Origin of the sequence: Arenibacter certesii DSM 19833 (assembly GCF_000429545.1) — a bacterium.
In the GTDB taxonomy this organism is placed as follows: Bacteria; Bacteroidota; Bacteroidia; order Flavobacteriales; family Flavobacteriaceae; genus Arenibacter; species Arenibacter certesii.
The window spans coordinates 1-6,447 of record NZ_AUCB01000069.1 but is presented as its reverse complement, the minus strand read 5'-3'; the positions used below and the strand labels follow the sequence as shown (position 1 = coordinate 6,447).

Annotated in this window: 5 protein-coding genes; 3 read left to right on the top strand and 2 right to left on the bottom strand. The window is 38.8% G+C overall.

The features are described 5' to 3' along the window. A partial coding sequence (locus G466_RS0118685; RefSeq protein WP_026814984.1) for a c-type cytochrome domain-containing protein occupies nt 1-1,023 on the top strand: 1,023 nt, incomplete at its 5' end. 565 nt (nt 1,024-1,588) lie between these two features. On the opposite strand, the gene G466_RS22725 is transcribed toward G466_RS0118685, so the two are convergent. Then, nucleotides 1,589-2,206, bottom strand: a complete 618-nt coding sequence (locus tag G466_RS22725; RefSeq protein WP_157374044.1) for a DUF5009 domain-containing protein — start codon at nt 2,204-2,206, stop codon at nt 1,589-1,591. A gap of 28 nt (nt 2,207-2,234) precedes the next feature. Next, entirely contained in the window at nt 2,235-4,739 is a 2,505-nt protein-coding gene (locus tag G466_RS0118675) for a glycoside hydrolase family 9 protein (protein ID WP_026814983.1), read from the bottom strand. 219 nt (nt 4,740-4,958) lie between these two features. On the opposite strand from G466_RS0118675, the gene G466_RS22720 reads away from it, so the two are divergent. Together G466_RS22720 and G466_RS22715 are read left to right on the top strand one after the other, a co-directional pair. After that, on the top strand, nt 4,959-5,687 hold the full coding sequence (locus tag G466_RS22720; RefSeq protein ID WP_084418997.1) for a 3-keto-disaccharide hydrolase: 729 nt from the start codon (nt 4,959-4,961) through the stop codon (nt 5,685-5,687). A 28-nt stretch (nt 5,688-5,715) separates the two neighbouring features. After that, nucleotides 5,716-6,447: DUF7133 domain-containing protein (locus G466_RS22715; protein WP_034236114.1), on the top strand; the 732-nt coding region annotated here is incomplete at its 3' end.

The window sequence follows — 6,447 nt, the reverse complement described above, 5'->3', positions numbered from 1 at the left end:
CAAGTGGTCTTGGTGGGGCTTGTTGTAGCTACCGGCCATTATGGGGGTATGGTGACCCATGGGGAGGAGTTTTTGGCATTGCCTACCAAAAAGCGGCAAAAGAAGATTCCTGAAAACCCCTTGATCTATAAGGATATCGTTACCCGGATCATGGACGATAAATGCGTTTCGTGTCATAATCCAAATAAAAGAAAAGGAGAATTGCTATTGACCGATATGGGCGGACTGCTCAAAGGAGGGGAGAGTGGGAACGCCTTAATTCCCGGTAAACCTGAAGAAAGTGAACTTATTAAACGACTTCACTTGCCAAAAGATCATGAAGATCACATGCCTCCGGAGGGTAAAATTCCCTTGACCGAAGATGAAATTGCTATTCTGGAACGCTGGATAGCCCTAGGAGCCTCGGATACGCTACAGTTGGCCCATTTGGATAGCAACGAACCATTGGGGAGCAGAGTGAGAAACATGATGACATCAGGAAAAACAGACTCTTGGGCAAAACTTCCTAAGGTTGCAGATAGTACGCTGCAAAACTTGGCATCGGATTATATCACCATAAATAGGATAAGCAGTAATTCTCAGGCTTTGAGCATATCGGTTTTTTTGCCTCCCAATTATGAACCTAAACCTATAACGGATTTAAAACGGATCTCGAACAATATCATTGAATTGGACCTGAGCGGTATCCCCATAGGGGAACAGGAAATGGACTTGGTGGCCCAGTGTAAAAACTTGGAGTGGCTAGAACTTGATAAAACACCAATTACCGATACCGAGTTTAATAAGTTAGCAGGACTTACCAAGCTTAGTATGCTAAAGGCCTATGAAACGGGTATTACCGATCAGAGCATATCCATTTTGAAGGATTTGAAGGGATTAAAAAGCCTTTATGTTTGGGAGACACAGATTTCTGATGCTGGATTTTACAAATTAAAAGAATCCTTGCCACAACTGCAATTAAATCATGGAATTGACCAAAAGCTGAAGGCTTCCTTTATAGAGAAAGACAGTCTACTTTTTTAATGTTAGTTAGATTTTAAGACGAATGTTTTGCTTCTTCAGAACACCTACTATCAGAATAATGACATAAGAAAATAGTAATGATTTAAGAATTCCGATGATTCCTATAGTCAATACGCTAGGCCATTGAAAACCAATAAGTGCCAAAATCGGATACACAAAAAAGGGCATTAAATAACAGGTTAAGGTACTTGTGCCTGCGGGTTTAATAGGATTTGCCCAGTTGTAATAACCTAGCTTCTCTACAATTGTATATAAAACAGCATAGGATAATAAACTAATACCTATACAAATAGCTGTCCAAGAGGGCGTTGCCAATATTTTTGAAATTATAAATTCAGGCCTTATTAAAAATCCATAACCTATAAATAATCCCCCGAGGAGGCATATAATAGTAAGAAATTGATAACGGGGTTGTGAAGCTTTCTTAAATTTTAGATATAGTAAGGTGATAGTAGACCTGCCATCACCAAAACGTGATTAGAAGCACTTATAACTAGTTTAAATGCTGGTAGCCCGTTGAAATAATTGTTTTCCTGTACATTTAAAAATAGTAATACTATAAAGGTTAGTACCACCATCCACATTTTTTACCTAGATAGAGATAAACCATACTATTAAGGAGGTAGGCCCATCCAATAAGTCCCAAAATCCCCCACCATCTTATTTGCATTCCGGTAGTGATTTCCGGGCCTCCGCCTTTGTAAATCCAAGCTAGACAAAGTAATAATATTACACCTACTGCCTTTAAAGACAGCACCGTTCTTTTGTTTAGTATTGGTAGACGCTTATAATCCATCCAAATAAGGAAAATGCCCAATGCCATAATAATTTGCCATACATTTTTATCGATAGGCATGTTAGCGTCATAGATCACCCCGTAGTTCACCATATAGAACCCCATGATTAATAAGGCAGCTGTCCGTCCCAATATATGAAGGAGGATGGAATTCTTAGATTCATTTTTTTGGATTCGGACATTAATAGCTAATGGTATGGAAAGTCCAACAATGAACAGAAACAAAGGGAAAATAACGTCAGAAAATCCCATTCCGTCTTCATTAGCATCTGTATGGCCTAACCACTCAGGAATGCCTGTTAAAGACCATATGTCGTTCACAAAAATCATTAGGAACATGGTAAGTGCTCTAATAACATCTATAGTCCTTATCCTATTTGTTTTCAACGGGGCTGTTTTAAAAGAGGATTTATGACTATTTTAACCGTAATAGATTGTCAAGCGAATCAAACTGGTATCCTTTACTATTTAAATTTTCAATCATTCCGTCTAACTGATGGTAAAATTTGTCTGTTCTGTCTGGGTGCGTACCTACGTGCGATAAGAGTATAAAACCATTTAGCCCTTTTTTTTCCTCAAAGTTCATTATGGATTCCATAATTTCTTCACTGCTTCTATAATTCTTTTCAGTAGGCGTAGTATAGTCGGCATGAGAAAGTGTCCCTGGGGTGTAATTAATCATGCTTAGCCCCATTTGGTCTGCCCATTGGGTGATAATATTGTCGTGCCACTCATAGGGTGGTAAAAAATAGGGGGCTTCCTCATCTTTAATTCCATGTTTGGTCATTTCCTCATAATTGGCCTTAAGATCCTTTTTAAATTCTTCTTGAGATACCAGGCGTTTCTTTTCTGGGGTCCAGTCGTTGTATAACAAATGCTGATCCGAATGAGCACCTAGGTAGTGTCCGCCCTCCAAAGCTTTCTTTATGAAATCGCTATTGTTCTGATCTCGATAAAAGTTACCAGTAAGGAAAAACGCTCCTTTTATATTGTGTTTGTTAAGGGTTTCCAAGATATGTGAAGTACCATCAGCATATTCATCCCCTGTAAAAACCAAGCTTATATTTTTTTCTTTCTGATCCCCTCTTATTATGGCACCGTTTAGGTCGTATTTATTTTGTCTTTTTTTATGATTGGTGGCTCTACTCTCACTTTCTAGAGAAGATAGGTAGTATACTAGGCTAGCCGTGCCATCCATGGTAGGTTCATTAGTAGAATAATCGCCTGCATCGTCATGATAAACTACTAGATCTGATTGAAATTGAGCATATTCGTCTTCCTCATATAGTACCAAACCTATCAAGCTGTTAAAAATAGATCCATACACGGGTCCGTCTACTAATCCACCATCAGTGGGATATCCTTCCAAAATAGTTAGGGAGGAATGTGGTGCAACTGGGGAATCTCCATCTTCGGGGAGTCCTACAATCATACTCGTACCCCAAGGATTTACCCCAAATAGCCAGTCGCGCAATGCAGCTTCCATTTCAAGATACTTATCATCACCGGTCAATTCCCTATATAATTTACATTGGGTAACAGCAGCAGTAATAAAATTATTGGAACACCACACAAATGGTATGCCTATGAAAAAAGGATTTTCTTTGCCTCTCTCACACAACATCTCGAGTCCTTGATCATAATATCCACTAACTTTTTCCTTTTCGTTCCCCTCTAAAACAGAGGCCAATTCGTGATGACCTGCATTCAAAAAAGGATAAAATTGATAATGGTTTACGGTATCCCGTCCTATCCAAGGCGTAGTTTTCTCTTCGGCAGCAAAGGAGATTGCCTCCTTTTTATAATCGCTCTCTTTGGTAAGTTTGTACAAGGCACTTGCTGCCAATTCCATATCGTCTACCCAGTTCTCCTCTTCGTAAAAATAGGGGCCTTTACAGGGTGCAGTCTGACTCACTCCCGGATTTTGCTTGCCATATTCAAAAGCGTCTTTGGCACGTTGTGGTAGATCATCGGTATAGCCTGGATAGAATTCTTCTAAAACCATTGCGCCCATGGCAAAAGCAGAGGCATACTTACCGGCAGTAGAAGCCACGCCAGTAGATCTGTTTTGATATTTCAATAATCCTTGTTTCGTTGCACTAGCCAAATAAACAGGGCGACCCTTATGGGCTGGATCATAAACTACAGTGTCTTTATTGGGAAGACGAAAACCAGAATGGTCCCTATCGTCGGCAATCTGATTATAGTATTCCGTGGATGAAGGATTCATTTTTTTTAACCAGTCCATTCCAAATTTTGCCTCATCTATAACATCTGGAATTCCATTGGGGCCAGGTAAGCCATCAGCACCATAATAATCCCCGAATGATTCAGGGTTTTCCCTATAGGCAAAAAGCAATTGAAATACCGCATTGGCCGAGGTGGCTGTGTATTGAAGGTAATCAGTAGCATCATGCCAGCCCCCGGTAACATCTAGTCGCTCTCCTGTTTTGGTAGGGTGATAAATGATATAGGCATCGTCTAAATGACAGGATTCGGCCAAATAAGGGTTAAAACCACAACGCTGTTGACGCATGTATTTCATCAAAAAATCTGCCGTATGATCGTATACATTTGGGTTGATTTTAATAATGGGAGATTTGGTATCATTGGCCATGATATAAAAACGTCCAGTTTCCTGAAAGTCCGAGAAATTTAGTCGATGTGAGTCGGAGAATGGACCATATGCCCCCTTGGCTTCTACTTTCTTGGAGGTGTAAACCAATTTATCGGTATCTGCCTCATAAATGGAGAATTCTTTAATAGTGGTCTCACCTTTGGATCCTACTACCGCCACTTTTATAGCTTCAGGAAGGTAACCAAGGTTGTTTACTCTTATCCATGATTCTGATTGTTCTTTAGGTTCATTGCATCCTATTAATAAAATGGATAGGAGTAATAAGACAAATACTTTTTTCATGGTGTTTTCCAATGTAGATTAGTTTGGTTTAGGATATTTTCTGCTTTTATTTTAATGATTCTAGTTTATATAAGCATAGAGCTCATGAATAAAATCAGTCTCCATCTATAAACTTAAAAAGTTAATTGCACATTTAATTTATAATTCTCGAAAGATTGGTGTAATTTTTACTCTGAAAATGTTTTTAGAAAAATAACATCAACCTTTTAATAAGTAATTATGAGTATCAATTTAAAGTTAATTAAGACAAGTCCATTAAGACGAAATAATAATTGGATAGAACAGATAAATAGTTTTAAAACAAACCAATTATATAGAAAATACTTATTCTTGATTCTTACTATTTTAGGTACTCTAAGTAGTACTGCTCAATCAACTAGTGCTACAGTCTCACTGTTTGATGGAACCACCTTAAAGGGTTGGGAAGTAGTAAATAAAGAAAACAATAAATATTGGTCAGTTGTAGATAGTATCATAACCGGAGGAGATGGTATTTCAAATATTCCCGTGAATACGTATTTAAGGACTTCTGATAGTTATGAAGATTTTGAATTTCGAGCCCTTTTTCGGCTAACAGGAGACCACGATACGGGTTTAATTAATAGCGGCATCCAATACCGATCTATTATAGAGGGCGATAAAATTATTGGATACCAAGCGGATATTGGAAAAGGGTATTGGGGAGATATCTATGATGAGCACCGTCGCGCTAAACTTATTGGAGGGGACCTAAGTACATTACAACACCTACTAAAAGAAGATGGCTGGAATAGTTATATTATCAGGTGCATCGGGAACAAACACGAACTGTATATCAATGGGGTGAAGACTACGGAATATATAGAAAAGGACCCCGAAATTCCGTCAAAAGGAGTAATAGGTATCCAATTGCACAGTGGCGGAAATGCCAAAATCGAATTTAAACACATAACTATTACTAGGCTTTAATTTAATCAGCAACATTCAAATAATACACATGAAATTAAAAAAGTTACTGCTAATATATGGCTTTGCAATAGTCTTATTAAACTTAGGATGTAAGGAGAATGCATCTTTGTCTGAAGCTACGGATGTTGAAGGGACTGAATACCCGGATTACAACCGTAAGACTCAGTCCTCAAGGACGGAACTGTATACTCCAGAAAAAGAATTGGCCGGATTCCAAGTTCCTGAAGGCTTTGTAGTAGAATTGGTAGCTAGTGAAAGGGATGGTATAGTTAATCCTATACACATGGCATTTGATGATTCTGGTAGGTTGTGGACACAAACTGCAGCGATGTATCCTTTAGATCCAGTATCCGACATAGGTTGGCAAGAACTACTAAAGCTCATGGATAATCCTGAGGCACAGGAGAAGGATCCCAATTTTAAAAGAATTTTTGACCTTTATCGAGGTAAGACTAAGGGCGACGATAAAATATTGGTGCTTTCAGGTCTTTATGATAAGGGGAATGCTTCAGTTAATACGTGGGCAGACGGACTTGCCATACCCCAAAGTGTATTGCCATATAAAAATGGTGTTTATGTGGCCCAAGGTTCCGAACTATTTTTCTTGGAGGATACAAATAACGATGGAAAGGCTGACAAACGTACTCCTTTGCTCACGGGATTCGGTATCACCGATACACATACCATGGCCCATGTACTGGTCCGTGGTCCAGGTGATTGGATTCATTTTAGTCACGGGGCATTGAACAAAGGAAAGGTG